Source organism: Spongiactinospora rosea (genome assembly GCF_003315795.1).
Lineage (GTDB): Bacteria > Actinomycetota > Actinomycetes > Streptosporangiales > Streptosporangiaceae > Spongiactinospora > Spongiactinospora rosea.
Window position 1 is genome coordinate 279,747 of sequence record NZ_QMEY01000007.1, and the last position, 25,229, is coordinate 304,975.

At 70.0% G+C, this 25,229-nt stretch carries 24 protein-coding genes, 1 pseudogene and 1 CRISPR repeat array; of the genes and pseudogenes, 12 read left to right on the top strand and 13 right to left on the bottom strand.

The window, feature by feature from the left end; all coding sequences use genetic code 11:
* Positions 1–13: 13 nt before the first annotated feature.
* Together DP939_RS19410 and DP939_RS19415 are read right to left on the bottom strand one after the other, a co-directional pair.
* Positions 14–628: a DUF6461 domain-containing protein gene (locus tag DP939_RS19410; RefSeq protein ID WP_113982127.1), complete on the bottom strand. Its 615-nt coding sequence runs from the start codon at positions 626–628 to the stop codon at positions 14–16.
* 212 nt (positions 629–840) lie between these two features.
* Positions 841–1,452, bottom strand: a complete 612-nt coding sequence (locus DP939_RS19415) for a cadmium resistance transporter (protein ID WP_113982128.1) — start codon at positions 1,450–1,452, stop codon at positions 841–843.
* Positions 1,453–1,613: 161 nt separating this feature from the next.
* Between DP939_RS19415 and DP939_RS19420 the strand changes: the two genes are divergently transcribed.
* Positions 1,614–2,150, top strand: a complete 537-nt coding sequence (locus DP939_RS19420; protein ID WP_147268048.1) for a hypothetical protein — start codon at positions 1,614–1,616, stop codon at positions 2,148–2,150.
* 191 nt (positions 2,151–2,341) lie between these two features.
* On the opposite strand, the gene DP939_RS19425 is transcribed toward DP939_RS19420, so the two are convergent.
* The 6 genes from DP939_RS19425 to DP939_RS19450 form a co-directional block, all read right to left on the bottom strand.
* On the bottom strand, positions 2,342–2,560 hold the full coding sequence (locus DP939_RS19425) for a hypothetical protein (protein ID WP_113982219.1): 219 nt from the start codon (positions 2,558–2,560) through the stop codon (positions 2,342–2,344).
* Positions 2,561–2,791: 231 nt separating this feature from the next.
* Positions 2,792–4,504 (bottom strand): aminotransferase class V-fold PLP-dependent enzyme, encoded by a 1,713-nt coding sequence (locus tag DP939_RS19430; protein ID WP_113982130.1) that lies wholly within the window; start codon positions 4,502–4,504, stop codon positions 2,792–2,794.
* Positions 4,505–5,078: 574 nt separating this feature from the next.
* Complete coding sequence (locus DP939_RS19435; RefSeq protein WP_225878361.1) at positions 5,079–5,666, bottom strand: hypothetical protein; 588 nt, start codon at positions 5,664–5,666, stop codon at positions 5,079–5,081.
* A gap of 269 nt (positions 5,667–5,935) precedes the next feature.
* Positions 5,936–6,329: a CRISPR direct-repeat array (repeat unit 28 nt; unit sequence GGTTCACCCCCACGAGCGTGGGGAGCAC).
* Between the two features lie 732 nt (positions 6,330–7,061).
* The gene (locus DP939_RS19440; RefSeq protein WP_225878362.1) at positions 7,062–8,348 is read right to left on the bottom strand and encodes a C40 family peptidase; all 1,287 of its coding nucleotides are present in this window, start codon (positions 8,346–8,348) and stop codon (positions 7,062–7,064) included.
* Positions 8,349–8,756: 408 nt separating this feature from the next.
* Entirely contained in the window at positions 8,757–9,257 is a 501-nt protein-coding gene (greA, locus tag DP939_RS19445; RefSeq protein ID WP_225878363.1) for a transcription elongation factor GreA, read from the bottom strand.
* 112 nt (positions 9,258–9,369) lie between these two features.
* A complete protein-coding gene (locus tag DP939_RS19450) occupies positions 9,370–9,807 on the bottom strand; it encodes a DUF4307 domain-containing protein (protein WP_113982133.1) in 438 nt (145 codons plus the stop codon).
* Between the two features lie 159 nt (positions 9,808–9,966).
* Between DP939_RS19450 and mca the strand changes: the two genes are divergently transcribed.
* Genes mca through DP939_RS19465 form a run of 3 tightly spaced genes read left to right on the top strand, consistent with a single transcriptional unit; the run spans position 9,967 to position 11,471 of the window.
* On the top strand, positions 9,967–10,893 hold the full coding sequence (gene mca, locus DP939_RS19455; protein ID WP_225878364.1) for a mycothiol conjugate amidase Mca: 927 nt from the start codon (positions 9,967–9,969) through the stop codon (positions 10,891–10,893).
* A gap of 48 nt (positions 10,894–10,941) precedes the next feature.
* Positions 10,942–11,148 carry a hypothetical protein gene (locus DP939_RS19460; RefSeq protein ID WP_113982135.1) on the top strand — a complete coding sequence of 69 codons (207 nt, stop codon included), beginning with the start codon at positions 10,942–10,944 and terminating at the stop codon, positions 11,146–11,148.
* Positions 11,148–11,471 carry a GNAT family N-acetyltransferase gene (locus DP939_RS19465; protein ID WP_113982136.1) on the top strand — a complete coding sequence of 108 codons (324 nt, stop codon included), beginning with the start codon at positions 11,148–11,150 and terminating at the stop codon, positions 11,469–11,471. Before DP939_RS19460 ends, DP939_RS19465 begins: the two co-directional genes overlap by 1 nt.
* A 6-nt stretch (positions 11,472–11,477) precedes the next feature.
* Here the strand turns inward: DP939_RS19465 and DP939_RS19470 are convergent, their stop codons facing one another.
* On the bottom strand, positions 11,478–12,626 hold the full coding sequence (locus DP939_RS19470) for a hypothetical protein (RefSeq protein ID WP_113982137.1): 1,149 nt from the start codon (positions 12,624–12,626) through the stop codon (positions 11,478–11,480).
* A gap of 132 nt (positions 12,627–12,758) precedes the next feature.
* Between DP939_RS19470 and DP939_RS19475 the strand changes: the two genes are divergently transcribed.
* Complete coding sequence (locus DP939_RS19475) at positions 12,759–13,058, top strand: hypothetical protein (RefSeq protein WP_113982138.1); 300 nt, start codon at positions 12,759–12,761, stop codon at positions 13,056–13,058.
* 73 nt (positions 13,059–13,131) lie between these two features.
* A pseudogene (locus DP939_RS19480) lies at positions 13,132–15,110 on the top strand (thioredoxin domain-containing protein).
* Positions 15,111–15,134: 24 nt separating this feature from the next.
* On the opposite strand, the gene DP939_RS19485 reads toward DP939_RS19480, so the two are convergent.
* Together DP939_RS19485 and DP939_RS19490 are read right to left on the bottom strand one after the other, a co-directional pair.
* On the bottom strand, positions 15,135–17,240 hold the full coding sequence (locus DP939_RS19485) for a transglycosylase domain-containing protein (RefSeq protein ID WP_225878365.1): 2,106 nt from the start codon (positions 17,238–17,240) through the stop codon (positions 15,135–15,137).
* Positions 17,241–17,365: 125 nt separating this feature from the next.
* On the bottom strand, positions 17,366–17,851 hold the full coding sequence (locus DP939_RS19490; protein ID WP_113982222.1) for an Lrp/AsnC family transcriptional regulator: 486 nt from the start codon (positions 17,849–17,851) through the stop codon (positions 17,366–17,368).
* 104 nt (positions 17,852–17,955) lie between these two features.
* Here DP939_RS19490 and hppD point away from each other — a divergent pair, with 104 nt between their 5' ends.
* Both hppD and DP939_RS19500 read left to right on the top strand, forming a co-directional pair.
* Complete coding sequence (gene hppD, locus DP939_RS19495) at positions 17,956–19,056, top strand: 4-hydroxyphenylpyruvate dioxygenase (RefSeq protein WP_113982139.1); 1,101 nt, start codon at positions 17,956–17,958, stop codon at positions 19,054–19,056.
* Positions 19,057–19,155: 99 nt separating this feature from the next.
* Entirely contained in the window at positions 19,156–20,598 is a 1,443-nt protein-coding gene (locus tag DP939_RS19500; RefSeq protein WP_113982140.1) for a M1 family metallopeptidase, read from the top strand.
* A 1-nt stretch (position 20,599) separates the two neighbouring features.
* On the opposite strand, the gene ilvA is transcribed toward DP939_RS19500, so the two are convergent.
* Both ilvA and DP939_RS19510 read right to left on the bottom strand, forming a co-directional pair.
* Positions 20,600–21,814, bottom strand: coding sequence for a threonine ammonia-lyase (gene ilvA, locus DP939_RS19505; protein ID WP_113982141.1), 1,215 nt, complete (start codon positions 21,812–21,814; stop codon positions 20,600–20,602).
* Positions 21,815–21,818: 4 nt separating this feature from the next.
* Positions 21,819–22,484 carry a TetR/AcrR family transcriptional regulator gene (locus DP939_RS19510; RefSeq protein ID WP_225878366.1) on the bottom strand — a complete coding sequence of 222 codons (666 nt, stop codon included), beginning with the start codon at positions 22,482–22,484 and terminating at the stop codon, positions 21,819–21,821.
* A gap of 148 nt (positions 22,485–22,632) precedes the next feature.
* Here DP939_RS19510 and DP939_RS19515 point away from each other — a divergent pair, with 148 nt between their 5' ends.
* The 4 genes from DP939_RS19515 (at position 22,633) to DP939_RS19530 (ending at position 25,173) form a co-directional block, all read left to right on the top strand.
* On the top strand, positions 22,633–23,403 hold the full coding sequence (locus tag DP939_RS19515; protein ID WP_199565266.1) for a siderophore-interacting protein: 771 nt from the start codon (positions 22,633–22,635) through the stop codon (positions 23,401–23,403).
* Positions 23,404–23,449: 46 nt separating this feature from the next.
* The gene (locus tag DP939_RS19520) at positions 23,450–24,046 is read left to right on the top strand and encodes an RNA polymerase sigma factor (RefSeq protein ID WP_199565267.1); all 597 of its coding nucleotides are present in this window, start codon (positions 23,450–23,452) and stop codon (positions 24,044–24,046) included.
* Positions 24,043–24,618: a hypothetical protein gene (locus tag DP939_RS19525; RefSeq protein WP_113982144.1), complete on the top strand. Its 576-nt coding sequence runs from the start codon at positions 24,043–24,045 to the stop codon at positions 24,616–24,618. The genes DP939_RS19520 and DP939_RS19525 overlap by 4 nt, the downstream gene beginning before the upstream one ends.
* A 294-nt stretch (positions 24,619–24,912) precedes the next feature.
* Positions 24,913–25,173, top strand: coding sequence for a hypothetical protein (locus tag DP939_RS19530; RefSeq protein WP_113982145.1), 261 nt, complete (start codon positions 24,913–24,915; stop codon positions 25,171–25,173).
* Positions 25,174–25,229: the final 56 nt, after the last annotated feature.

The following is a 25,229-nucleotide window of genomic DNA, read 5'->3' on the forward strand; positions in this document are numbered from 1 at the left end:
AAGGCAAGCCGACTCACTGCGCGGCGGGTCTGAAGGCGGAATGCCGCGCCTGAATCCAGTCGGTGGCGATGTCGGTGCCCGTATGGCGTCCGATCAGCGCCAACGCCGAACTGACGCTCTCATCCTGCTCCACCCGATCGTCCGGGCCGCCCTCCTCGCTGAGCTGAAAACGCAACCCCGCCATCAGGTGGTCGAGCGCGTGCGGGTCCTCGCCATACCGCTGGTCCGGGAAGGTCGGCTCGAAGGAGGCGACCATGCGCCCGTCGCGGGCGTACTCGAAGTGCTCGTGACCGGTGATGTCCATCCGGATTCCCAGGACCTCCCGGCCGCCTTCGCTGGCCGCGCGCAGCCGCTCGCCATCGGCATGCCCGGGAACGATGGCGATCCAGCCGTTGACCTCGGCCACCCAGTTCGATCCGTCGTCGATGTTGCGATCGAGGATTTCGCTCAAGTGGCAGGGTGTCCGGGTGGTGGGGTCCATGTGCCATTCTGTGGCGAGCGTGTCGAGGTCCGCGCCTTTGATCCAGATGGCGCTGAAGCCCAGCGCCCACAGGTCCGGCTCGGCGTCGAGCCCTTCGGTGAAGATCGTCGAGACCAGAAGGTCGTGCAGGTGGGTCCGTGACCGCATGGCCGCCTCTCCAAATGATGGACAGCTTGTGAGGGGTGAGTCGCAGCAGGCCGGCCACGACACCCGCGAAAGACTGGAAACCGGGCGGTGACCGGGCAGGGGGCTTCGCGAGAGGGGGCATGCCGTAAAGAGGGCGTGCCGTAAAGAGGGCGTGCCGTAAAGAGGGCGTGCCGTAAAGAGGGCGTGCCGAACAGAAGGCGTGGGCAGCGGCGTCACAGGCCGATGACACCGCCCTCGACGAGGATGAGCAGCCCGACGCCGATCAGGACGAGCGGCAGCACGACGTGCCCCCAGCGGCTGAGGGTCGCGGCGACGAACGGGCGGGTGGCGAAGTAGCGCCCGGCCAGGCACCAGAGGCCGACCAGGACCAGGAACACGACGACGTAGAGGCTCGTCGCGCCGACCCCGCCCGTGGCGAATACAGGGACATAGACCCCGATATTGTCACCGCCGTTGGCGAAGGTGACCGCGGCCACCTGCAACGCCCCCGGCCCGCTCGGGCGCTGCGCGGCGGGCACGTCGCCCGCGTCGTCGCGGCCGTCCCGCGAGGACCGCCACGCCTGCCAGGCCGCCTTCAGGCCCAGCGCGATCGGCAGCAGCCCCAGGTAGGGGACGACTTGGGCGGGCAGGAACGTGGCACCGAACGCCGCCGCCACGGCCACCACCGCGATCCCCACGAATCCGACATACTGACCGGCCACGATCCGCAGCGCGGCCCCGCGCCGACCGGCGGTCTGGGCGAAGAACAGGGCCAGGATGAGGATGTCGTCGATGTTGGTGACGGCGAAGAGGCCGGTGGCCTGCCCGATGATGCCCAAGTTCATGTGGGGGGATGCTCCTTCGCCCGGATGGCACCGTTCAGTGACTTCCGATGCCGGATTCTGTCTGTACGGCCTTGTACGGACTTGTACGGACTTCCTCGCCCCGGCTTCTCGCGCTCCGTGGCGATACGCACCATCAAGGCTGTGTCCCCAGGAGGCAAATGATGAAGATCTCCGCAATCCTCGCCCTGCTGCTCCCCGCCACCCTCCTCACGACCGCAACCGCCCCCGCCGCCGCGGCCGACCCCGCCGGAGCCCTCAACCGCTGCCAGTACGGCGCCCCGGCCGACTACAACGCGGCCACCAACGTACTGGGCAACGGTGGCGGCAGCATCCCCACCGGCACAAATCCCCCGAACGTCCTCATGCCGGGCGACGCCTTCAAGGTCCGTCCACTGATCAGCGACCGCGTCCGCGTGGACCTGTGGGGCTACAACGTCGGCCCGGACGGCAACGGCACCCTCGCCCAGGGGGGCACCTGGCCCTTCCAGGGGCTCAACCAGTTCGCCGAGGTCCTGCGATTCAACAACAACCCGGGCGGCTGGGTCGGCAACCCGGCCCACGCGACGGCCTTCCAGGGGTGCCAGACGTGGAACGGCGGCTACCCGGTGCGTTTCCTCTTCTACGTCAACGACGCGGAGACCTGGGACAACGGCGGCTACTGGGCCACGAACGTGGCCATCTGGCGCGCCAACCCCTGACCTCGCTGGGGGCGGGCGCAATGGGAGCCGTACCGAGGCATCCCCCGTCGCTACCACGGTAAGGCCCGCGCCGCGCCCGCGGCCATGAAAGCGGCGGTGGGCGCGGTCCTTGAATCAGGCCCGGATTCGGACGGCGGAACATCTGCACGGCCCGGCATGAACCCGACAGAGCGGTAAAGCCACGCTACAGATCAACCGAGCGGGCGCCGCACCGTCCATAGCAGCCAGTTGCCGGATGCGGCGCACGTGGCCACATCCCACCCCCCAGCGCCGAGCCTGGTGAGGACTTCGGTGATCTTGTCGTGGCCGCCCCTCTCCTCGTACCTTCCGCTACCGGGCAGGTGGATCCAGATCTGCTCGATGTCCCATAACCACTCGATAACGCCGAACTCATACTGCCTTGAAGTCATAGGCTTCACGATCGCCCTAAGAGCCACTGAAGGCCACCCATATGATCAGATCGGCGACTCACCACCCTCCAGGGGACGTCATCCCGGTGTGGGGAACGGCGAGTCGCCATGGCGCATGCGAAACGCCGGGGATCAGGGCGTGACCGGGCACGGCGCGGCGGCGTCTACTGGGCCCTGCCGTACGGAACAACAGAGAACGGCGCCCGCCATGCCCCCCGCAGCGGGCCGAGGTCAGGCGGTGAGGCATTCGGCGGGCAGTTCGAACCAGCGCAGTTCGTCGAAGTCCGCCGAGACGTGGGCTTCGGCCCGATGGGCCGCGTGGAACCCCGCCCCTGCGGCGGCGAACAGGGCCTCGGCCTCGTCGAGGTGGCCGCCCAGCGCGCCCTCCGGCAGTCGCGCGTGGCGGCGCGGATAGTGAAGCGAACCGTCCGCGTCGTACCGCACCTCGCGTAACCCCGGCGGCGGCTCGGCCGCCCCCGACTTGTGCCGCCACAGCGCGCTCTGCGCGTCGAAGCGGTACTCGGGCAGCAGCGCCCACCCATGCGCGGCGATCATGTGCACCGCCTGCACGATGTACCGGAACTCCGCCTCGGAAAGGGTGTAGTTGAACCCGATTCGTACCCAGCCCGGCTTGATCCCCTCGCACCCCGCCGTGATCTCCCGCTCGAACCGGTGCGAACGGTCCAGGTCGATCCCCAGCAACCGATGCCCGTACGGCCCCGCGCACGAGCACCCGCCCCGCGCCTGAATCCCGAACAGGTCGTTCAGCAGGGTGACCACGAAGTTGTGGTGCAAGTACCGGCCGCCGGGCTGGCGGGCCAGGAACGACACGATGGACAGCCGCTCGACATCGAGGTTGCCCAGGATCTCGATGTCGGGGTCGGCGCGCCACGACGCGAGGGCCCGGCGCAGGAAGTCGCGCTCGCGTTCGCGTATGAGGCTCGGGCCCACGGCCTGTTTGAGCCCGAACACCAGCCCCGCGCGGATGGACTCCACGATCGCCGGAGTGCCGCCCTCTTCGCGCCGCACCGAATCGGTGACGTAGTGGTGCTCGTGCGGGTTGACGTAGTCAACGGTGCCGCCGCCGGGCACGGCGGGCACCCGGTTGCCCAACAGCTCCCTGCGCACGACCAGCACGCCCGGCGTACCCGGGCCGCCGACGAACTTGTGCGGCGAGATGAACACCGCGTCCTTGTAGGCGCGCGGATCGCCGCCCCCACCGCACATCTCGACGTCGGCGTGCGGCGCGGCGGCCGCGAAGTCCCACATGGCGAGCGCGCCGTGGGAGTGCAGCAGCGCGGAGACCGCGTCGGTGTCGGTGACGATGCCGGTGACGTTGGAGGCGGCGGAGAACGAGCCGATCCGCAGCGGACGCCCGGCGTACGCGCGCAGCGCCTCCCCCAGCGCCGCCAGCGAGATGCGCCCGTCGCGATCCTCCGGGATGGTGACGACGTCGGCGATCGTCTCGCGCCACGGGAGTTCGTTGGAGTGGTGCTCGAACGGGCCGATGAACACCACGGGCCGCTCGTCGGGCGGGATCGCCTCGGTGAGCCGGTAGGCGTCGTCGAGCCCGGCCGGCAGGCGCAGCCCCAGGACGCCGATCAGCTTGTCGATGGCCCCCGTCGCCCCCGACCCCGTGAAGATCACCACGCTCTCGTCGTCACCGCCGACCGCCTCCCTGACCACCTGCCGCGCGTCCTCACGCAGGCGCGTGGTCCGCAGGCCGGTGCCTGAGGACTCGGTGTGCGTGTTCGCGTACCAGGGCAGCACCTCGTCACGGATGAAATCCTCGATGAAGGAGACCGCCCGGCCGGTGGCCGAATAGTCGGCGTAGGTCATGCGGCGCGCGCCGTAGGGGCCCCAGATCGCCTCGCCGTCGCCGATGATCGAATGACGGACCCGCCGAATGAGCGGATGCTCCGCCTGGCTTGCTTCTACCGCCATCGGACCTGGCCAGCGATGTGACGATGACCCCATGACATCCCCCTCCAGGAACCCTTTGATCCCTTTCCTCTAACGGGCCCACCCGTGCGGCCGACCTAATGATCACATCACAGATTGTTTCGACGGCCCTTTCCGCTTATTTACTACCCGTATTCCGGCAAGGGCGTGGCCGTCTGGCGGATTTTGGTATGGGATGGAATGTGGAATTGGGTCGCAGGGCGGGGCGTGAGCTGGCCGAACGAGCGAATGCACGAGATGGGTGATCGCATTGGGTTCGCCGACCGACAGTTCGCGGTGGGCGATGGGTATCTGGACCAGGTGATCACGGGAGCGCTAAAAAGATCACGCAGGGATGCCACTCTCACGCTGAACAACGAAAACCTACGGCATCACAGAACGCCGCTTTCCCTCCACTTCGCCAGAGAGGGAGCGTTGCAAATGTCGTTGTATTTGCCAGTACATCCTGATTTGACTGGCGAGTAGCAGCCCCTAGTGCTCACCTAGCGTGGTTGCCGATGGGAAGCCAGGTGAACACGCCGGTCGCCACTGCTCTCCGCGAGAAGCGACAGCGGAGTCATTCGCCTTCGGGAGCTGATGGTTCCGTGGCCGGTGCGATCTCAAGCGGTGCGGCGACCCCGGCCACGAGCTGGTTTCCGTGGGTGAGCGTGTAGTCGAGCTGTCTGGCCAGGTGAGGGACGTTCGACGGAGGCATGTACGCATCGGCGCCGGCATCGAGCAGGCGCCGGACCGGGCCCTGGTAGTTGACTCCGAGCTCGCTGTCCTCGATCTCGGTGACGATGATCCGGGCTTTCGGGAACATCGGCCGAAGCGCCGCGATCAACTGCGGGCTGACCGACGGCACCAGCAGTACGTCGGCCGTCGTGGGGGCGGCGTTCATGTCGAGTACGACGTAGTCCGCACCGAGTTGGGCGGACAGCGACGTCCGGGCCTTCGCCGACAACTCCATCGCGGTGGCGACGACCGTCACACCGTCGTAGTCGGTCGGCGGTCGCTCCTCGGCCGCATCGGTGCCCTCGGCCGCGTCGCGATCGACGATGGTGCCCTGGATGACCGCGACGGTGCTGGAGATCGTCGCGATCGCCTGGCCGTCCCGTGTGACGGCAAGGGCCTCGCCGGGTTCAAGGGCGTCGATGAGCGCCACGACGTCCTCGGGAAGGCGGCTCACGTCGATCCGCTGCGCGGCTCGCTCGGCGCGCTTGCGGATCACCAACCTGGGACCGACTTCTGGATCGCGGGAAGCGATGGCAGCGTCGTCACAGCGTTCAATCCCCCACCAATCGCACCAAGAGTCACTGACGAGCCTACGTCGATATCCGGACATTTCGCAGACATCACCCCGGCCCCTGGTAGGACACCAGACCTCAGCCACACCTTGCTGGGACGGCGACCTGGACGGGAGAGGTGGTTGCCGGTTCACCCCCACGAGCGTGGGGAGCACAAGTACACGGCGACCCGGCGCGGGTCCCTCGCCGGTTCACCCCCACGAGCGTGGGGAGCACTGGGGGCCGGGGCGATCGCTGCCGCGGCCCTCCGGTTCACCCCCACGAGCGTGGGGAGCACGGAGGCGGACCCGGACCGGAAATGCATGATCCTGGTTCACCCCCACGAGCGTGGGGAGCACGACATCAAGTTCCTGATCCTGCAAGGCGGGCAAGGTTCACCCCCACGAGCGTGGGGAGCACCCGCCTGTCGCCAGGGCGGGGATCGGCGTGAGCGGTTCACCCCCACGAGCGTGGGGAGCACGATCCCTCCGGCGTTCGGAAACACATCCGCACCGGTTCACCCCCACGAGCGTGGGGAGCACCCTTTGCGAGCAGGCAAGACGTACGCGACCTGCGGCGTTATGTATGTCGGGGTTTGTCGGTGATCCACTCTAGCGGCGTGCGGCGGGCGGGCACAGTGCGTCCTACGGGGGTTGTCGTTGCTGGTCACCAGGTGTCAATGGGCGGACCAGTGGCGTCAGCGTCGGGCGAAGCCCGACATGAGAAGAACAGGCCGAGCGACAGCGAGGACCACAGGGCGCGAAGCGCACACCCCGCCGGAGGCGGACCTCACGCGCGGAGCGCGTCACCTCTACCGGTGTGCGGCGGGCGGGGCACAGTGCGTCCTGCGGGGGTTGTCGTTGTTGGTCACCAGGTGTCAATGGGCGGACCAGTGGCGTCAGCGTCGGGCGAAGCCCGACATGAGAAGAACAGGCCGAGCGACAGCGAGGACCACAGGGCGCGAAGCGCACACCCCGCCGGAGGCGGACCCCAGGCGCGGAGCGCATACCTCGCCGCAGACGGCACCAACGGCGCGAAGCGCATACGTCGCCGGAGGCAGGCCTCACGCGCGAAGCGCGTCACCTCCGCCGGAGGCGGGTCCCGAGCGCGCGAAGTGCGTATCCCGCCGGAGGCGGACCCCGGGCGCGGAGGGGGTGCTTGCTGGGGCGGGGGTGTGTTGGAGGGTGGTGGGGGTGGGTGAAGGCGGGAACTTAGGGGGATGCGTGAGGTTTGGGAGGGGCGAGGGTTGAGAGGGGGTGGGCGGTACAGAGGGGTTAGCGGGCGTGGGCGGCTACTTGGGGGCTGATGCGGACGACGCCCGCGAGGTTGCGGGTGGAGATGGGGGCGATTTTGACGACGTCGCCGGTGCGGGGAGCGTGCAGCATCTTGCCCTTGCCCCAGTAGATCGCCACGTGGGAGATGTACCCCGGGTTCGTCGGGTCGTGCCGCCAGAAGAGCAGGTCGCCCGGCTGGGCCTGGGCCAGTGACACCCGCGGCCCCGTGACCCACTGCTGGTGGGTGACGCGGGGCATCCGGACCCCCGCCTGCCCGTACGCCCACTGCACGAGGCCGGAGCAGTCGAAGGTCTCCGGTCCCTCCGCGCCCCACACATACGGACGCCCCAGCTTGGAGGCCGCCGCCCGCAGGGCCGTCTCGATCTGGGGCACCGACATGAGGGCCCCCACCGGCCAGGTGGTGCGTCCCTGGGGCTGGACGGTGCCGTTGGGCCGCTTGAGGACCGGGTTGATGGTCGCGACCTGCGACCCCTTGGGCAGGGCCCGCATAACGGCCTTGCGGAGCTGGACGCTGTCCTGTTTGGGGGCGCTGATGACGAGCGCGTTGTTCTGTGGGATGCCGAGGTCGCGGGCGGTGGTCCGGGAGACGACCGCGTCGATGGAGCCCATGCCCATGGTGGCGTAGGCGCCGATGCGCAGCGTTCGGTTCGCCGCGTTGACCGAAGTGCCCAGGCGGAGCCCGCCGTCGTTGCCGAGCACGAACGAGACCGCGACGTCGCCGCCCGCGATGTTGCCCCACAGGGCGTCGGATTTGGCGGTGGGACGCGGCGTGTAGGCGCGGAAGGTGGACGGGTCGACGCCGAGGGTCTGCACCCGCTTGCCGTCGATCGTCACTTCGGCGGCGTCGGCCAGTTCCATCGCGCGGATGCCGGCGACCTTGGCGACCTTCTTGAGCGTCGCCTCGGTGAGCGGCTTGCGCGTCACGGCGAACAGGTGGGGGGCGTGGGTGGACTTGAGCGGTTGGACCTGCGGGCGCGGGGCGGCGGCCTGCGGGGACGCTCCGGGGCTCTGGAGGGGGGCGGGCTTGACGACGTAGTCGTTGTCGTTGCTCACGGGTCGCGCGCCGGGGCCCAGGCCGGGGGTGTACGGCTCGGCCTCGGCCGCCTCCAGGGCGGACCGCCGCCGGGACAGCTCGCCGAGCACCGCCACGTCGGCGGTGATGACGCCGACGAGGGCGATCACGATGATCGGTACGGCGTGCCGCCGTAGCCAGTGGGGCGATCCGGGACGGCCGAAGGGAGCATGCTCCCGCTCGCCGAGCACCACACCAACCCCTTCCGTCCGAAGGCCGCCCAAAAGGGCCCGCCCGAACCACGACAGGTCCGGAGGCCCGCGCCGGCTTCCGCCCTTATGAGGATGCCGCACGCACGGCGTGGTACGCACGCCTTAGCGAAACTTATCGGTGAAATGCCGGTCTGACGTGGAAAATCCGCCACGGCGCCGATGGGCGCGCGCAGCGGATCCCCACTCGCGAAGTGTCGTGTCGATCAGTGCCAGAGTCGGTGCCAGGGGTCGGCGCTGGGTCAATACCCGGTCAGTAGCCCGTCTATGCCAGGCCCGATGCCAGGTCGATGCCAGGTCGATGCCAGGTCGATGCCAGGTCAGCGCGCCGCGCTCGCCACGGAAACCGGTTTTGGGACCGTTCCCAGGGGGCCACGCGGCGCGTGGATCGCGTCAGTTGCCGACGTACGGCACGGCCTCAAGGATCTCGACCGTGTTCTGGCGCCCGTTGGGCAGCGTGAACGTCGCCTTCTCGCCGATCTTCTTGCCGTTGATCGCCGACCCCAGCGGCGACTTGGGCGAGTAGACGTCGATCGGCGACCCGCTCTCCTCACGGGAGGCCAGCAGGAAGGTGACCTCTTCGTCGTCGCCGCCGAACCGCACGGTGACCGTCATGCCGGGGCCGACCACGCCCTCGGTGCGCGGCGCCTCCCCGACGCGCGCGTTGTCCAGGAGCTGGCGGAGCTGGAGGATCCGGCCCTCCATCTTGCCCTGCTCCTCCTTGGCCGCGTGGTAGCCGCCGTTCTCGCGCAGGTCGCCTTCTTCCCGGGCGGCCTCGATCTTTTTGGCGATGTCGGTACGCCCCGGGCCAGAGAGGTGCTCCAATTCCGCCTTCAGGCGGTCGTACGCCTCCTGGGTCAGCCAGGTGACGCTCTGGTCGTGGGAGTCGGCCACGGGTTCTCCTTGCTCACTCGTACGGGGGCACTGCTCTGGGTGATGCCACGGACACATCTGAATTTCGACAGGCTAACAAGCCAGCGCCGCCAACGCTTCCCCAAATGTCTCACTATACGAGATAGCAGTAGTGGACGTGAACCGAAGTGGCCTGCGCGCTGGTCTCCAGCCGGTCGGTTCGCCGGACATACCCCTCACCAGCGGGGATCGTGACCTCGCGGGTGCCCACTTCGACGTGCTGTACATCAGTGGCGCGGAGTCGGCAAAGTGCCGCCCGATCGGAAGGCTTATATATCTCATAGGTTACCGTCACCGTGTCACTGCGGCTCGCGTCGAAGGTGATCACCTGATCGATCACCTCGGTGTCCCCCTTGGACGCCCACATCACATAGCCCCAGCCGCCCGCGACGATCGCCACCAGCACCGCGATGACCAGGTGGACGACGAAGCGCCCGCGACGCGCCGGGCCGTCCGGACGTTCTGGAAAGTCGTCCGGAGTCCCGAGCACCGGCCCGGTCTGCGCGCCCTGCCCGGCCTCGCTGGCGACCATCGTGGAATCTCCCTGCACTTGCTCGGCGTTATCCGAGACAATTGTCCCTCGCGGGGGTCCCGCCTCCGCGTCTGCCCGGGGGAAAGGACCGCCGCACGACCGAGGCGGTCCCGTTCGCCTGTGGTCTGCAGGTCCGATCGCAAGGAGACAGCAGAGCCCGTGAGTGCACCGCTGAGGCTTATGGCCGTTCACGCCCACCCGGACGACGAGTCGAGCAAGGGCGCCGCGACCATGGCACGCTACGTCGCGGAGGGCGTGGACGTGCTGGTCTGCACCCTAACCGGTGGGGAGCGCGGTTCCATCCTCAACCCGAAGATGGACCGGCCGGAGATCCTCGCCAACATGGGCGAGGTCCGGCGCCAGGAGATGGAACGCGCGCGCGAGATCCTGGGCGTCTCGCAGCGATTCATGGGGTTCGTCGACTCGGGCCTGCCCGAGGACGACAGCGAGCCGCTGCCCGAGGGCTGCTTCGCCCTCCAGCCGCTTGAGGTCGCGGCGGCGCCGCTGGTGGCCGCGGTGCGGGAGTTCCGGCCGCACGTGATCCTCACGTACGACGACGACGGCGGCTACCCGCACCCCGACCACATCATGACCAACCGGGTGTCGGTGGAGGCGTTCGAGGCGGCCGGCGACCCGGACCGCTACCCGGGCACGGGCGACCCCTGGCAGCCGCTCAAGCTCTACTACCACATGGGGTTCAGCAAGGAGCGGTTCGAGGCGCTGCACGCGGCGATGACCGAGCGCGACATGGGCTCGCCGTACGCGGACTGGATCTCCCGCTGGGAGGACCGCCCGCAGAAGTGGCCGGTCACCACCCGCGTGCCGTGCGCGAACTACTTCGAGACCCGCGACCTCGCGCTGAAGGCGCACGCCACGCAGGTCGATCCGGACGGCTTCTGGTTCGTGTGCCCACGCGAGCTGCAGATGGAGATCTGGCCGACCGAGGACTTCCACCTGGCGAGGTCCCTGGTGGACACCGAGCCGCCGGAGGACGACCTGTTCGCCGGCATCGAGGGCGCGGCGCGCACGAAGTCCGGCACGCCCGCCGAGTGCGACGAGCGCACCCAGGCGCCGGTCGGCAACTAGCCGGACGCAGCAGCGGCACCGCCGGGGGCAGGTGGCAGACTGGGTGGGGTGACCACGCTACTCGTTCTCGCGCCTCGCGGCGACGTCAGTCCGGGCCTGCTCGGATTCCTGGTCGTCGCCGCGCTCGGCGCCGCTCTCTTCCTGCTCATCAAGTCGATGAACAAGCAGATCTCCAAGATCGAGGTGCCGTACGAGGACGAAGAGCCCCAGCGGCGCCCGGCCAACGGTGAGCCCAAGCCCAACGGGGTCCACTGATGGCCGAGGAGATCCGCGTCGTCGACAACCAGGAGGCCTCCCGCTTCGAGGTCTTCGTGGACGGCAAGCCGGCCGGCTTCGCCGACTACCGGCTGCGCGCCGACCGGCTCGTGCTGCCGCACACCGAGGTCGATGACGCGTACGGCGGGCGCGGCCTGGGCGGCAGGCTCGCCGCCGCGGCCCTGGACGCGGGCCGCGACGCCGGTCTGTCGGTGGTCCCGGTGTGCCCGTTCATCGCCGAGTACATCCGGCGCCACCCCGAGTACATGGACCTGGTGGCCGACGACTACCGCGAGGCCGTGGGCAGGCCGTCCGGCGACTGAGAAGGGTCAGTCGCCGGGGTTCCAGGCGCGTTCGAGCGCCTTGGGCAGGCCCCACCAGCCGAGCGGCGTCAGCACCTGGTCGCGGTCGATGATGCCCAGTTCGGCCCACAGCGGGGTCACCGACATGAACAGCATCTCGGTCGCCTCGACGTCGTCGGGGTCGACGTCCGCCTCCACGTCGTCGGACTCGGCGATCAGCCGGGCGATCCGCTCGGCCGAGGCCAGCACCCCGGGCCCCCGCCTGGCCAGCGCGGTCACCGCGGCCAGCCAGTCGGCGTGGTGGATCGCGCACAGCGCGGCGAGCACCGAGTCCTCGTGCGACACGTCGCCGTCGAGGTCGACGAACTCCTCCAGGGTGTCGTCCTCCTCCGGCAGGTCGGAGATCGGCCCGGAGACGCCCGCGGCGACGGCGAGCCACAGGTCGGTGTCGTCGTCGGGCAGCGCCTCGCCCTCGAACCCGGCGCAGGCGCGCAGCACGCTGCCGGGGTAGCCGCTGTCGGTCAGCATCTCGCGCAGCCGCGCGGCGGCAGTGCGCAGCTCCCGCTCGGGCAGCGGCGGCTCGGGCAGCTCGCCCACGACCCGGCGGAGTTCGCTCAGCGCGTAGGCCTCCTCCTCGTCCCAGGCCTCCTCCAGTTCCTTCTCCTGCTCGTCGGTGAGCGCCTCCAGCGGCACCCGGCCGTCGCCGGGCATCGGCGTGGTCAGCCAGCGCTCCTGGAGGTCTTCGTAGGCGAGGCGGGCGGCCGGGTCTTCGGCGGCCAGCGCGTCGGGGTCGATCTCGCCGGCCGCCACCCGTGTCTCCAGGTGGGCGACGAGCAGGTCGTACATCTCGCCGGTGGTCTCGCCGCGCTCGTCCTCCTCGGGCCAGACGTAGAAGGAGCGGGTCAGCAGTATCGGTTCGGTGCCGGTCGCCTCCAGCCAGTGCTGGACGTCGCCCACGGTCGCCGCCCCGGACTCGATCGCGCCGAGCGTGGCCTTGGCCGAGTCCCAGAACGTGGCGGACAGCGGGTTGCTCGCGCCCATCAGGGCGCGGCGGAGTTCGGGCAGCGCGACGAGCGCCACCCCGGAGGGTACGGCGAGCAGCGCACGCGCCACATCCCTGCGGGTCAGCGCCGAAGCCGGCCGTCCCGCATGCGTGCAGACGAATTCGAGATCCACACAACCTGAGCCTACGCCTGCCCGGCCCCCACGACAGCCCCCGCCCGACCCGGCTCACGCTCATCCGGATGATTCGCCTTATCTGCCTTGGGTGGCATGCGAACACCGCGGTCGCGTCATACCCTGATTGCCATGAACGCTCAGGTCGCACACGGCGACGGGCCGGGCCATCCGCGAGTACCGAGGACGATCGGCGGCATCTCCAGCGCGCTGCGCGGAAGCCGCCGGGCCCAGTTCTTCGCCGAGTTGCTGGGAGCGCGCCAGGGCCCGGAGCTCGACGGCGTGCTGACCGCCTGGTGGGGCCGCGCCATGCTGGACACCGACCCCGATCGCGACCGCATCCGGGCATCGGCCGAAGCCGGGACCCTTCCCACCACGACGATGGACGACATCGCCCGTCTCATTCCCCGGGGCCACGGGATAGCCGAGTAGCGCGTCGACAGGAAGAACCAGCAGGTGATCCTCTCTCGCGTCGTCCTGTTCTGAGGTATGAGAGTGTGGTCTTGTGAACAGGCTCGGTAGTGAGACCTCTCCCTACCTCCTCCAGCATGCCGCCAACCCCGTCGACTGGTGGCCTTGGGGAGAGGAGGCGATGCGGGAAGCGAGTAGGCGTGATGTGCCACTGTTGATCTCAGTGGGCTATTCATCATGCCACTGGTTATCTGGTGTCACGTCATGGCTCATGAGTCCTTCGAGGACGACGCGACCGCCGCGTTGATGAACGAGCATTTCGTCAATGTGAAGGTCGATCGGGAGGAGCGTCCCGACGTGGACGCCGTCTATATGGCGGCCACGCAGGCGATGACCGGGCAGGGCGGGTGGCCGATGACCGTGTTCGCCACCCCCGACGGGCATCCCTTCTACACCGGCACGTACTTCCCCAGGGCGCAGTTCCAGCGGCTGCTGGCCGGGGTGTCCAACGCCTGGAAGGGCGAGCGTGACGCGGTGGTCGGGCAGGGCGCGCAGGTCGTGGAGGTGCTGAACCGGCGGGCCGCGCTGCCGGGCGGGCCGGTGCCGACCGCGGAGACCCTGACCGCCGCCGTGCGGGGGCTGGCCGGGTCCTTCGACGCGGCGAACGGCGGGTTCGGCGGCGCGCCGAAGTTCCCGCCGTCGATGGTGCTGGAGTTCCTGCTGCGCGAGGGGTCGGCCGACGCGGTGGAGATGGCCTCGGCCACGCTCGACGCGATGGCCAGGGGCGGCATCTACGACCAGCTCGGCGGCGGTTTCGCCCGCTACAGTGTCGATGCGGGGTGGGTGGTCCCGCACTTCGAGAAGATGCTCTACGACAACGCGCTGCTGCTGCGTGTCTACACGCACTGGTGGCGCGCGGGCGGGTCGCCGTCGGCCCGCAGGGTGGCGCTGGAGACCGCCGGGTGGCTGCTGCGCGAGATGCGCACGCCTGAGGGCGGCTTCGCCTCGGCGCTCGACGCCGACAGCGAGGGCGTGGAGGGCAAGTTCTACGTCTGGACCCCGGCCGAGCTGCGCGAGGTCCTGGGTGACGACGACGGGGCCTGGGCGGCGTCGGTGTTCGAGGTGACCGAGGCGGGCACGTTCGAGCACGGCAGCTCGGTGCTCCAGCTGCTCGGTGAGCCGGACGACGCCGAGCGCCTGGCCTCCGTACGCGAGCGTCTGCTGGCCGCCCGCGAGCGGCGAGTGCGTCCGGGCCGCGACGACAAGGTGGTCGCCGCCTGGAACGGCCTGGCGGTGGCCGCCCTCGCCGAGACCGGGGCCGCGTTCGAGCGGCCCGAGCTGATCGAGGCCGCCCGGCAGGCGGCGGCCCTGCTCGATGATGTGCACGCCGACGGCGGGCGGCTGGTGCGCACCTCGCGCGACGGGCGGCCGTCCGACCACGCCGGGGTGCTCGAAGACTACGCCGACGTGGCCGAAGGGCTGCTCTCCCTCTACTCCGTCACCGGCGAGACCCGCTGGTTCCGGCGGGCGGGCGAGCTGCTGGACGCGGTGCTGGACCGGTTCGGCGACGGCGAGGGCGGGTTCTTCGACACCGCCGACGACGCCGAACGCCTCTTCCAGCGCCCCCAGGACCCGACCGACAACGCCGCGCCGTCCGGCCAGTTCGCCGCGGCGGGCGCGCTGCTGTCGTACGCCGCGCTCACCGGCGAAGCGCGCCACCGGGAGGCCGCCGAGGCCGCCCTGGGCACGGTGTCGGTGCTGGCCGCGGAGCACGCGCGGTTCGCGGGCTGGGGGCTGGCCGTGGCGCGGGCCGCGCTGGCCGGGCCGGTGGAGGTGGCGATCGTGGGCGCCGACGACGACCCGTCGGCCGCCGCGCTGCACCGCGCGGCGCTGCTGGCCGACGTGCCGGGCCTGGTGATCGCCCGCGGCCCGGGCAACGGGCGGGCCGAGGTCCCGCTGCTCGCGGACCGGGGCCTGGTGAACGGCCAGGCCGCCGCGTACGTCTGCCGCCGCTTCACCTGCCGCATGCCGGTGACCACCGTCGCCGCCCTCAAGTCCGAGCTGCGCGGCTGACCTCCGCCGCCGGTCGGCCGGAGGTCAGGTGCGGTCGCCGAAGAGCGGGGCCGGGCCGTCGCTGGGGAGCTCGTCGGGCGACTGCGGGTCGGGGCCGCGGGTCTCCTCGGGGCCCGGCGGCTCCTCGCTGGTGGGCGGCTCGGTGGGCTCCTCCGTCGGGCCCACGGTCGGCTCGGGGGTGGTCGGCTCGGTCGGCGGGGTGTCGGTCGGCTCCGGGCGCCGGGGGTAGTCGTCGTCGGACTCGCCCTCGTCCCAGTACTGGTCTTCCTCGTCGCCGTAATCCTCGGCGTAGCCGCGGTTGGACGGATCGGGGAACTCCTTGACCGGCTGGCCCTCCATCGCCTCGGTCATGAACGCCCGCCAGATCCGGGCCGGCAGCGCGCCGCCGTACATCTCGCCGTACCCGGGCACGACCACCGGCTTGTTGTCGTCGCGGAACATGTTGACCGTGGTCGACAACTGCGGGGTGAACCCCGCGAACCAGGCCGCGATCGACTTGTCGGCGGTGCCGGTCTTGCCGGCCACCGGGCGGTCCCACAGCCGGGCCGCGCTGCCGGTGCCGCCCTCGACGACCTGGGTCATCGCGTAGGTGGCGTCGGCGGCGGCCTGCTCGGAGAACGCGCGCCGCGCGGTGGGCACGACCTCGGTCGTCCGGCCGTCGGCGTCGGTCACCGAGCGGATGACGTGGGCCTCCTGGTGCATGCCGTTCGCGGCGAAGGTGCCGAAACCGGACGCCTGCTGCACGGCGCTGAGCGAGGCCACGCCGATCGGGAACGTGGCCGCGGACTTGTGCGGATCGATCTGCGCGGCGGGCAGCCCGGACGCCTTGGCCACCTCGGCGACCTTGTCCAGGCCGACCTTCTCGCCCAGGTCCACGAACGCGGTGTTGATCGAGTTTCGGGTCGCGGTGACCAGGTTGACCATGCCGTAGGAGGTGCCGCCGGAATTCTCCACCGGGCGGGAGGCGACCGTCATGGGTGAGTTGCCGTTGACGCGGGTCTCCAGGCCGTAGCCGTTCTCCAGCGCGGCGGCCAGCGCGTACGGCTTGAACGTGGACCCGGCCTGGACCTTGGCCGAGAACGCGGTGTCGTACTGCTGGGAGGTCTTGTACCGGCCGCCGTAGAAGGCCAGGACCTCGCCGGTCGCCGGATCGACGGCGGCCAGGCCGGTGCGGATCTTCTTGGGCAGCGAGTCGGGCAGCGTGGAGGTGACCGCCTTCTCCGCGGCGGCCATCAGCCCCTTGTCGAAGGTCGTGGTGACCTTCAGCCCGGCCTGGTTGATGTCCTCGTCGTCGTAGCCGCGCCGGGCCAGCTCGGCGCGCACCTGGACGAGCATGAAGTTGTCCTGGCCCTTGGGGGTCAGCGTGCTCTTGGTCGCGCTGAGCTTGGGGAAGCGCTGCTCGGCGGCCTCCTCGGGGGTGATCGCGCGCATCTGCGCCATCGCGCCCAGCACCCACCGCCAGCGGCCGGTCACCTCGGTCAGCACCTCGCCCTTGGGGGCGGCGTACCGGGTGGGCTGCTGGATGACCGCGGCCAGGTAGGCGCCCTGGGCGATGGACAGCTTGTCGACGTCCTTGCCGAAATAGGCCTGGGAGGCGGCCTGGACGCCCCACGCGCCGCGGCCGAAGTAGATCGTGTTGAGGTACTGCTGGAGCACCCAGTCCTTCGACTTGGACTGGTCGACCTTGAGCGCGACCATGATCTCTTTGAACTTGCGCCCGATCGAGCGCTCCTGGTCCAGGCCGCTGTAGTAGTTGCGGACCATCTGCTGGGTGATCGTGGAGCCGCCCTGCACCTGCTTGCCGGTGACGGTGGACCAGATCGCCCGCGCCGTGCCGCGCAGCGAGACGCCGGTGTCCTGGTAGAAGGAGCGGTTCTCGGCGGCGATCACCGCGTCGCGGACGTGCTTGGGCACCCGCTCCAGCTTGACGGTCTTGCGGTTGACGCCCTGCTTGGCCAGAACGGTCTTGCCGTCTCTGTAGTAGATCACCGAGCCCTGGGCCACGGCCTGCTTCTGGGCCGCCTCAGGGATCGGCGTCAACGCCCAGGCGACGGCGAACAGCGCCACCGCCGCCACGATGCCCGCGCCCAGCGCGATGAGCGCGGATCGCAGGACGCGCCGTTTCCGCATGCCCTTCTCCTCAGCCTCCCGCATGCGCAACCCCCGAATCCCCGTGCGCGGCGGCCCCCTGACCACCATCGCAAGCGTCCGAGGGTAAACGATCTATAACAATGCCCGTGCCTTACCCCATGACTTTACGTCCCCGTGGCGCCATGCCGGGGGGCATCGGTCACCAACGGCATCACGCGGTGCGGAATCGGCGTGTCAAGCGCGATCACCGAGGAGGTCCTGACCACTCCCCCGACCTCGACGATGAGGTCGATGACCCGTTGCAGATCGGCGTTGCCGCGCGCCACCACCCGGCACAGCATGTCACCGCCGCCGGTGATGGTGTGCGCCTCAAGGATCTCCGGGATCGCCGCCAGCCGGTCGGCCACCGACGCGCGTCCGCCGATCTGACGTATCTGGAGCGTCACGAAGGCGGTCACCACATAGCCGAGCGCCGCCGGATTCACCTCCGGACCGAAACCTATGATGACCCCCCGGGCCGCCATCCGGTCCAGCCGGGCCTGGACCGTCCCCCGGGCCACTCCGAGCCGCCGGGAGCACTCCAATACACCCAGTTTCGGTTCGGCGGCGAACAGGGCGATGATCCGCGCGTCGAGTGCGTCGATCGTCATGGTGCACAGCATTCCTTGCCATCATGTGCCGGACATTGAGCACATTGTCCACTGATTCAAGTAAGTGTTGCGCAACCAGGCCAGTGAAATCGACAGTGGCTGCTATGAGCGACAACTTTCCCGTGAACGGCATGGACTCCGTCGTCTTCGCCGTCGGTAACGCGAAGCAGGCCGCCCACTACTACTCGACCGCCTTCGGGATGCGCCTAGAGGCGTATCGGGGACCTGAGAACGGCAGCCGGGACGAGACCGCCTACGTGCTGACCTCCGGCACCGCCCGCTTCGAACTGCGCGCCCCGGTACGCGCAGGCACCGACCTGGCCAAGCACGTCGCCGAACACGGCGACGGAGTGATCGACCTCGCCCTCGACGTACCGGACGTCGAGGCCGCCTACCGGCACGCGATCTCCGAGGGCGCGACCGGCCTGGTGGAGCCGTACACGATCTCCGACGAGCACGGGAAGGTGACCCTCGCGGCCATCGCCGCCTACGGCGACACCCGCCACACCCTGGTCGGCCGCTCCGAGTACAGCGGCCCGTACCTGCCCGGCTACGTGGCCGCCGAGCCGATCGTCACCCCGCACGCCGAGCCGTACTTCGAGGCGGTCGACCACTGCGTCGGCAACGTCGAACTCGGCCGGATGGACGAGTGGGTGGAGTTCTACCACCGCGTCATGGGCTTCACGAACATGGCGGAGTTCATCGGCGACGACATCGCCACCGACTACTCCGCGCTGATGTCCAAGGTCGTCGCGGACGGCAGCAGGAAGGTCAAGTTCCCACTGAACGAGCCCGCGATCTCCAAGCGCAAGTCCCAGATCGACGAGTACCTGGAGTTCTATGGCGGGCCCGGCGTCCAGCACATCGCGCTGACCACCGGCGACATCCTGGCGGCGGTGGACCGCATGCGGGCCGCCGGCGTCGATTTCCTGGACACCCCCGACTCCTACTACGAGGACCCCGAGCTGCGCGCCCGCATCGGCGAGGTACGCGTGCCCGTGGAGGAGCTGCGCGAGCGCCGCATCCTGGTCGACCGCGACGAGGACGGCTACCTGCTGCAGATCTTCACCAAGCCGGTCCAGGACCGTCCCACGGTCTTCTTCGAGCTGATCGAGCGGCACGGGTCCAGCGGGTTCGGCAAGGGCAACTTCAAGGCCCTGTTCGAGGCCATCGAGCGCGAGCAGGAGCTGCGCGGCAACCTGTGACGGGCGCGTCACAGCGAGCCATCGCCGCACCTCCCGTAGGCTGCTGGTCAACGGCCCGGGGCTCCTCCCCGGGCCATCGGCACCCGGGAAAAGAGGTCCATGCGCGACATCGGCCGGCTCGCTCTGGCGTCCACGACGATTTTCAGCCTGATCGCCTCCGCCGCCTGCACGGCCTCCAGCGGCGAGAGCGGGGACAACGGGGCGGGACCGAGTTCCAAGCCGGCGTCCACCGCCCCGGGCACGGCGGGGGCGCCCGGCATCGGCGACCCCGACTTCCCCAAGGACGGCAACGGCGGCTACGACGTCCGCCACTACCGGCTGAGACTGGGCTATGAGCCGGCCGCCAAGCGGCTGGACGCCGTGGCGTCCATCGACGCCACGGCGCTCCAGGACCTGTCGCGGTTCAACCTGGACCTGGCCGGGCTTGACGTCCACTCGATCAAGGTGGACGACGCGCCCGCGACGTTCGGCAGGGAGGGCCACGAGCTGACCGTCACCCCCGCGAAGACGCTGACGGCGGGCCGCCCGTTCACGGTCCGGGTCGCGTACGGCGGGCGGCCCGAGCCGATCCGCGACGCCGACAACCTGGGCGTGTACGGGTTCATCCCGACCGCTGACGGCGCGTTCGTGACCTGCCAGCCCAACGGGGCCAAGACGTGGTTCCCGGCCAACGACCACCCGGCCGACAAGGCCACCTTCGACTTTGAGATCACCGTGCCCAAGGGCGTGACCGCGCTGGCCAACGGCGAGATGGCGGGCCGGCCGCGGGAGTCCGGCGGCAAGACGACGTTCGTGTGGCGCGAGCGGCACCCGATGGTCACGTACCTGGCCACGATGACGCTCGGCAAGTTCCGGTTGCGCGAGGGCCGCACCGCGGCGGGCCTGCCCAACCTGGCCGCCGCCGACCCCAAGTACGCCTCCGCCCTGAACGGCCTCTACACGCTCTCCGGGAAGATCACCGACTACTGGAGCACGGTGTTCGGGCCCTACCCGTTCGGTTCGACGGGCGGCGTGGTGGACGACTACGCGGCCGGTTACGCGCTGGAGAACCAGACCAAGCCGATGTACGGGGGGTTCGACCCCGACGAGGGGATCATCGCGCACGAGCTGGCCCACCAGTGGTTCGGCAACAGCCTGAGCATCAAGCGCTGGGAGGAGCTGTGGCTGAACGAGGGGTTCGCCACCTACGCCGAGTGGCTGTGGTCGGAGCACAAGGGCGAGGAGACCGCCGAGCAGATCTTCCAGCGCCACTACGGCAGTTTGGAGAGCCCGATGTGGCAGTACCCTCCGGGCAAGGCCAGGCCCGATGACCTGTTCAACAACTCGGTCTACACGCGCGGCGGGATGACCCTGCACGCGCTGCGGCAGCGGATCGGCGACAAGACGTTCTTCGACCTGCTGCGCGCCTACACCGCCCGGTACAAGTACGGCGCCGTCACCACGGACGAGTTCATCACGATGGCGGAGGAACGGTCCGGCAAGCAGCTCGACGGGCTGTTCAAGGCGTGGCTGTTCACCCCGCAGCGGCCGGTGAACTGGTGACTCAGCCAAAGATCAGCTTGTAGCCGTCCCGGCGCAGCGCGCCGAGCACCTCCTCGCAGTGGCCCGGGCCCTTGGTCTCCAGTTGCAGCAGCACCTCGACCTCGTCCAGGTGCAGCCGCACGCCGACCCGCTCGTGCACCACGTCGAGCACGTTGGCGCCGAGGCCGGCCAGCCTGCTCAGCAGGTTGGCCAGCGCGCCCGGGCGGTCGGCCAGGCGGATGCGGAAGGCCAGGTAGCGCCCGGCGGCGGCCAGGCCGTGCCGGAGCACCTTGGCCATCAGCAGCGGGTCGATGTTGCCGCCGGACAGCAGGGCGACCACGGGCGGCTCGAAGGCGTGCGGCCGGGCCAGCAGGGCCGCCACCCCGGCCACCCCGGCGGGCTCGACGACCAGCTTGCCGCGTTCCAGCATCAGGACGAGCGCTTGGGACAGCTCTTCCTCGGTGACCGTCACCACGCTGTCCACCAGGTAGTGGATCAGCTCGAAGGGCAGGTCACCGGGCCGCCCGACGGCGATCCCGTCGGCCACCGTGGAGGCGGGCTCGACCATCACCGGACGCCCGGCGGCCAGCGAGGCCGGGAACGCCGCGGCCCGCTCGGCCTGCACCCCCACGATCCGCACCCCGGGCCGCAGCGACTTGACCGCCAGCGCCATCCCCGCGGCCAGCCCGCCGCCGCCGACCGGGATCACGATCGTGCCGACCTCGGGCAGCTGCTCGATGATCTCCAGCCCGATGGTGCCCTGCCCGGCCACCACGTCGGGGTGGTCGAAAGGGTGGATGAACACCGCCCCGGTCTGCTCGGCGTGCTCCTTGGCCGCCTCCAGCGCCACATCGACGGTGTGCCCGGCGAACACGACGTCGGCCCCGTACGCGCGGGTGGCGGCCACCTTGGGCAGCGGCGCGCCCTCCGGCATGTAGACGGTGGACTTGGCCCCGACCAGCCCGGCCCCGAGCGCCACCCCCTGGGCGTGGTTGCCGGCGCTGGCCGCCACCACTCCCCTGACCTTCTCCTCGTCGGTCAGCCGCGCGATCCGGACATACGCCCCGCGCACCTTGAACGAACCGGACCGCTGCAGGTTTTCGCACTTCAGATGGACCGGGCCGCCGACGGCCTCGGACAGGATGCGCGAGTGCAACACCGGTGTCTGCACCACGACATCGGCCAGCAACTCCCTGGCGGCGACCACGTCGTCATACGTCACCCGCGCGTCGGTCATACCGTCAGTGTCCCATGTCACCGGCAGGGGCCACGGCGGGCGGGGCGGCCGTCAGATAGCGGGTGAACATCGCGACCAGCTCGTCCTCGAAGCGGGCCAGGTCGATGGGCTGCCCGACCAGGTCGTGCGTCGCGGTGAGCTGGTGGACGACCAACTCGATGGTGGTGACGATGATCCGGGCGGCGAGATCGACGTCGCCGACGCGCACGTCGGGGTGGCCGCGCAGCAGGGTCTGGGCGTGGGCGACGTCCGCGTTGTGGTACTCGTGCACCTTCTTGACCAGGTCCGGGGTGCGCGGGGCCTGCTCGATCATCACGCGCAGGAGCTGGGGGTCGTCCAGGTGGTTCTCGATGGCCGCCCGTACCAGCACGCGCATGATCGCCTCGATGTCACCGGGCGGCTCCTCGGCCTGGTCGCGGCGGCTGCGCGCCATGCCGGCCTGGAGATGGCCGGTCATCAGCTCGGCCAGGATCGCGTCCTTGTTCGGATAGTACTGATACAGCGAACCGATCGACACACGGGCCCGTTCGGCGATCCGGTTGGTGGTCCCGGCGGCGTAGCCGTACTCGGCGAAAACGCGAGCAGCGGCCCGCAGGATGCGCTGCCGGGTCAGCTCGGCCCGCGCCTGGCGGGGCTGTTTGCGCGGCTCCAGCCGTGGTCTGCCCGACACCGCGTACCTCCTGGTCATGAGCGGGAAAGCGAGTAGCCAACAAAGCGAGGTATTGCTCATAATAGTGCCCTGACCAGGTATTTCAGGGGCAGGAATTGAACAGGAGGGTCACGTGCTACCGAAGGTGCGACGGCCGGAGACCCGACGGATGATCACGCTGGAGGTGGTCAGGAACACCAGACTGAGCCCGCACTTCGCCGTCATCACCCTCGGCGGCCCCGAACTCGCCCACCTGAACCCGACCGGCTTCGACCACACGGTACGACTGTTCTTCCCCCGCGAGGGCCAGGAACGGCTGCGCATGCCGGCCCTCTCCAGTGAGGCGTGGATGGCCGAACTGATGCTCATGCCGAAGTCCCGCCGCCCGTGGGTGCGCAACTACACGATCCGCCGCTTCCGCCCGGAGGCCGGCGAGGTGGACATCGAGTTCGTCCTGCACGGCGACACGAGCCCGGCCTCCGCCTGGGCCTCCCGCGCCCGGCCCGGCGACCCGGCGGGCATCTTCGACATCGGCATCATGTACCTGCCGCCGCCCGGCCTCCCCTGGCACCTGCTCGTGGGCGAGGAGAGCGCGCTGCCGGCCGTCCTGGCGATCCTGGAGGACGCGCCGGAGTCGCTGAACGCCGAGGTCTTCCTGGAAGTACCGGAGACCGCCGACATCCGCAAGGACATCGTCCACCCCGAGGGCGCCCGCATCCACTGGCTGCCGCGCGACGCCGCGACCGCCGTCCCGGGCGCGCTCGCCCTGGAAACGGTCCGGCAGGCCACCCTGCCGGAGGGCCGCTTCTACACCTGGGTGGCGGGTGAATCCCGGCTCGCCACCGGCCTGCGCCGCCACCTGGTCAACGACCGCGCCGCCGCCAAGAGCGACATCGCCTTCTTCGGCTACTGGCGGCAGGGCCGCTCCAGCCCCGGATGATCGTCGGGAACCTCGGGCTTGGAGCGGACAGTACCCAGGTGTGGACATGTCGATGCGTGCCCGGATCCGTGATGGGGATCAGGCGGCCTTCGCGCGGCTCTTCGACGAGTGCGCCAAGGCCGTCTACAACCATGCCTACCGCCTGACCGCCGACTGGAGCGAGGCCGAGGACGTCACGGCGCTGACGTTCCTTGAGGGCTGGCGGCTGAGAGCCAGGATCGACCCCGAGGGGGGATCGCTACGCCCCTGGCTGCTCGGCATCGCCACCAACGTCGCCCGCAACACCCGCAGGGCGGCCCGGCGGCACGACGACGCGCTGGCCCGGCTGCCCCGGGGTGAACGCGTGCCCGACTTCGCCGAGGAGGTGATCGGGCGCATCGACGACGCCGAACGGCTGGCGGCCGTCAGGCAGGCGTACGGGCGGCTGCGCAAACAGGAGCAGGACGTCTTCGCGCTGTGCGTCTGGGCCGGACTCGGGTACGCGGACGCGGCGGAGGCACTGGGCGTTCCGGTGGGCACGGTCAGGTCCCGGCTGTCCCGGGCGCGCAAGAAACTCGCTGATTTCGGGGGGTTCGCGGAACCGCCGCCCGCGTCCAGACAGGTAATAGGTGACCGAGGCTCCGCCAAGGAGGAGATGCGATGAACACGCCGGCAGAACGCGATCTTCCCGCGGGCCGTCACCGCCTGCTCAAGGAGTTCGTGATGACCGAGATCGCCAACACGCCCACTGTGAGGTCCCGCCTCAAGCTGCTCGCCCCTGTGGGGGCCCTCGCCGCCGCCGTGGCCGTGGCCGTGCCGCTGTTGATGGGCACCCCGGCCCACGCGGTGACCGAACTGCCCGGCGGCCTGATCGACATCACCATCAACGAGGCCAAGGACCCCGGCCGCCTCCAGGCCGACCTGCGAGCCCTGGGCGCGAACGTGGTGGTCGACTACGTCCCCAAGGGCAAGAAGTGCGGCCCGGAACCCCGCGCGGCCCACTTCCTGAGCAAGGAGGAGGCGGCACTGTCGGTGTTCCCGCCGCCGCAGGGACACGAGACGTCGTTCGTCATCGACCCGAAGGTGATCGGGCAGGGGCGGACGGGCGTACTGGAGTTCAGCGTCTCCGAGGAGGAGGACGGCGCGCGGGTCGCGGGCATCTGGGCCCGAGTCGCCGAAGGCCCGGTGGCGGACTGCGTTCTGACCGACACCCCAGGCGCCCCGCTGGATCACTGATCGACCTGCCTTCGGCCGTACATCGGCTGACCGCGACGGCCCGTGTCGGCCGGTGCCGGAACGGCGAGGTACCACGACACACGCGAAACGCCGGGGGCAGGGCGTGACCGAGTACGGCGGGGCGGCGTCCACTGCGCTCCGCCGTACAGAAGCCCTGACCGGCCACGTTCAGGCCCTGCCGAACAGCCGGCAGAGCAGGGACCATACGGCCGGAATAGGAAGAACCGGAGGGTCCCCGCACCCGGCGATCAATGCTGCTCTGAGGGTGTCGTCCACTCGACCTTGAGGAGCCCCATGAAGATCCGCAGCTTGTCCGCCGCGGCCCTGCTCGCGGCAGCACTGGGAACCGCCGCCCTGACCGGCGCGGCGCCCGCCGCCGCCCTCGCCGGCGACCCCGAGCCTCTCCCGGGGTTCCAACGCGGCCCCTTCGCCACACTGGCGCAGTGCCAAGTGGAGCGCGATCGTATCGCGCTCCAGCTTGGGTCGCACGCCTGGGTCACCCAGTGCTGGCACGAGGCCCGCGGCTACTTCTACAAGGGCGTCTATATCGACTGAGCCGACGGGCGTCCCGGGCGGCGTCGTCGGGGGAATCTGGGGGCGGCGAGAGGTGC

What these genes read in the sequence shown, in the direction of transcription:
- DP939_RS19410 (WP_113982127.1), bottom strand. Translation starts at nt 628, where the DNA reads ATGCGGTCACGGACCCACCTGCACGACCTTCTGGTCTCGACGATCTTC.
- DP939_RS19415 (WP_113982128.1), bottom strand. Translation starts at nt 1,452, where the DNA reads ATGAACTTGGGCATCATCGGGCAGGCCACCGGCCTCTTCGCCGTCACC.
- DP939_RS19420 (WP_147268048.1), top strand. Translation starts at nt 1,614, where the DNA reads ATGAAGATCTCCGCAATCCTCGCCCTGCTGCTCCCCGCCACCCTCCTC.
- DP939_RS19425 (WP_113982219.1), bottom strand. Translation starts at nt 2,560, where the DNA reads ATGACTTCAAGGCAGTATGAGTTCGGCGTTATCGAGTGGTTATGGGAC.
- DP939_RS19430 (WP_113982130.1), bottom strand. Translation starts at nt 4,504, where the DNA reads ATGGCGGTAGAAGCAAGCCAGGCGGAGCATCCGCTCATTCGGCGGGTC.
- DP939_RS19450 (WP_113982133.1), bottom strand. Translation starts at nt 9,807, where the DNA reads ATGGTCGCCAGCGAGGCCGGGCAGGGCGCGCAGACCGGGCCGGTGCTC.
- DP939_RS19465 (WP_113982136.1), top strand. Translation starts at nt 11,148, where the DNA reads ATGGCCGAGGAGATCCGCGTCGTCGACAACCAGGAGGCCTCCCGCTTC.
- DP939_RS19475 (WP_113982138.1), top strand. Translation starts at nt 12,759, where the DNA reads ATGAACGCTCAGGTCGCACACGGCGACGGGCCGGGCCATCCGCGAGTA.
- DP939_RS19485 (WP_225878365.1), bottom strand. Translation starts at nt 17,240, where the DNA reads ATGCGGAAACGGCGCGTCCTGCGATCCGCGCTCATCGCGCTGGGCGCG.
- DP939_RS19490 (WP_113982222.1), bottom strand. Translation starts at nt 17,851, where the DNA reads ATGACGATCGACGCACTCGACGCGCGGATCATCGCCCTGTTCGCCGCC.
- hppD (WP_113982139.1), top strand. Translation starts at nt 17,956, where the DNA reads ATGAGCGACAACTTTCCCGTGAACGGCATGGACTCCGTCGTCTTCGCC.
- DP939_RS19500 (WP_113982140.1), top strand. Translation starts at nt 19,156, where the DNA reads ATGCGCGACATCGGCCGGCTCGCTCTGGCGTCCACGACGATTTTCAGC.
- ilvA (WP_113982141.1), bottom strand. Translation starts at nt 21,814, where the DNA reads ATGACCGACGCGCGGGTGACGTATGACGACGTGGTCGCCGCCAGGGAG.
- DP939_RS19515 (WP_199565266.1), top strand. Translation starts at nt 22,633, where the DNA reads ATGATCACGCTGGAGGTGGTCAGGAACACCAGACTGAGCCCGCACTTC.
- DP939_RS19520 (WP_199565267.1), top strand. Translation starts at nt 23,450, where the DNA reads ATGTCGATGCGTGCCCGGATCCGTGATGGGGATCAGGCGGCCTTCGCG.
- DP939_RS19525 (WP_113982144.1), top strand. Translation starts at nt 24,043, where the DNA reads ATGAACACGCCGGCAGAACGCGATCTTCCCGCGGGCCGTCACCGCCTG.
- DP939_RS19530 (WP_113982145.1), top strand. Translation starts at nt 24,913, where the DNA reads ATGAAGATCCGCAGCTTGTCCGCCGCGGCCCTGCTCGCGGCAGCACTG.